Genomic DNA, 1,665 nt, shown 5'->3' on the forward strand with positions numbered 1-1,665 from the left:
CGTTGGTGGCGGTTGGAATGCGGAAAGCTATGCGGCAGTTGAATTGATTGAAAGCCATTCAACTACAGAAGAGTTCATGGCTGACTACCGTCTGTATATCGAACTCTTACGCAATCTAGCAGATGAAGCAGGCTTGCCTAAAACGCTTGATACAGATGACTTGGCAGGTATCAAGACGCATGAATACTGTACGAATAACCAGCCTAACAACAACTCAGACCACGTTGACCCGTATCCATATCTAGCCAAATGGGGCATTAGCCGCGAACAGTTCAAGCGAGACATTGAAAACGGCTTGAGCGTTGAAGCAGGTTGGAAGAAGAACGATACAGGCTATTGGTATGCACACTCAGACGGCTCTTATCCAAAAGATAAGTTTGAGAAGGTCAACGGAACCTGGTATTATTTCGACGGTTCAGGCTACATGCTTGCAGACCGCTGGAAGCAGCACACAGACGGCAACTGGTACTGGTTTGACCAATCTGGCGAAATGGCGACAGGCTGGAAGAAAATCGCTGAGAAGTGGTATTATTTCGACGTAGAGGGTGCTATGAAGACAGGATGGGTCAAGTACAAGGAGACTTGGTATTATCTTGACGGTAAAGAAGGTGCCATGGTATCAAACGCCTTCGTCCAGTCCGCAGACGGAACAGGCTGGTACTACATCAAACCAGACGGAACAATGGCAGACAAGCCAGAGTTTGAAATTGAGCCTGACGGTTTGATTACAACAAAAATAATTTAAAAATAAATAGAAAGGAAACTTTCTAAATTGTTCTTTCACCGCAGGCTCAGGCTTGCGGTTTTTTTATTTTACAAAAACACACATTTTGAACGATTAGAAAGCAAAATCACAATCCTATTGTTCAAAAAAGCGTTTACATGAAGAATATGGAGAGGAAATCGTGGTGTATTATTGTCAAAAACGGTGTTTTGTTAAAAATAAAAAACAGTGACCGAAATCACTGCTTATCAGTTGTAGCAAATTCATAAAGTTTTTCCGCTGTGAGAAGTGCCATTTTGTCCATGCTTGTTTTTCCTTTTCTGAGATCAGAAACAGTAGTCCATGGAACTCCAGCACCTTGCGAAATAGTAGATGTAGACATCGAACTGTCTAGCAATTCTTGAATAACTTTTCTCATCTTATTTGTCCTTTTTGTTTTTTAGATAAATATATACATTGATTGCAATTATAAAAATAGCTATTGCGCTGACCATTGCATTTCCTCTCTTCATTTGATAAAATAGAGGTGTGAGGGGCTTTCGCCCCAACCTCTTAGCGTTTACCTTTTTCTTTGACGGGATTTTGGTTTACGCTTTTTGTTTTGCCTTGCGACCGTTATTGCGGTCACTAGACTTGCGATAGCAGTTACCGTTTCAGGAATATTGTCTATTTCCTTTTCAAGTAACCTAAGCCAATCTTCTTTGTTCAATTTCATCACCCCCTTTCCTTATCTTGATTATATTATATCACGGTATACCGAGAAAGTCAAGAGTTTTGATGAAGTTTTTTAAAAAAACAGGGGGCAAAAAAGGGGCAAAAGTGTCGTAAACCTCTGTAAAATGATGTAAAAACATTTATTTAAAAGCTCAAAATATAGCTGTTTTAAAAGGTATTGTAAGATATAGTAAAACGATGTAAAGGTATTTGTAAAAGCCGATGAA

General features: G+C 39.8%; 3 protein-coding genes. 1 reads left to right on the top strand and 2 read right to left on the bottom strand.

The window, feature by feature from the left end; all coding sequences use genetic code 11:
- The coding region (locus HT687_RS11305) for an N-acetylmuramoyl-L-alanine amidase family protein (RefSeq protein ID WP_172924215.1) at positions 1-745 on the top strand (745 nt) is incomplete at its 5' end.
- Between the two features lie 217 nt (positions 746-962).
- Here the strand turns inward: HT687_RS11305 and HT687_RS11310 are convergent.
- Together HT687_RS11310 and HT687_RS11315 are read right to left on the bottom strand one after the other, a co-directional pair.
- The gene (locus HT687_RS11310) at positions 963-1,142 is read right to left on the bottom strand and encodes a hypothetical protein (protein ID WP_001233346.1); all 180 of its coding nucleotides are present in this window, start codon (positions 1,140-1,142) and stop codon (positions 963-965) included.
- 141 nt (positions 1,143-1,283) lie between these two features.
- Positions 1,284-1,433: a hypothetical protein gene (locus tag HT687_RS11315; RefSeq protein WP_162199246.1), complete on the bottom strand. Its 150-nt coding sequence runs from the start codon at positions 1,431-1,433 to the stop codon at positions 1,284-1,286.
- Positions 1,434-1,665 lie beyond the last annotated feature (232 nt).

This window comes from Streptococcus sp. 1449 (genome assembly GCF_013276805.1).
Lineage (GTDB): Bacteria > Bacillota > Bacilli > Lactobacillales > Streptococcaceae > Streptococcus > Streptococcus pseudopneumoniae.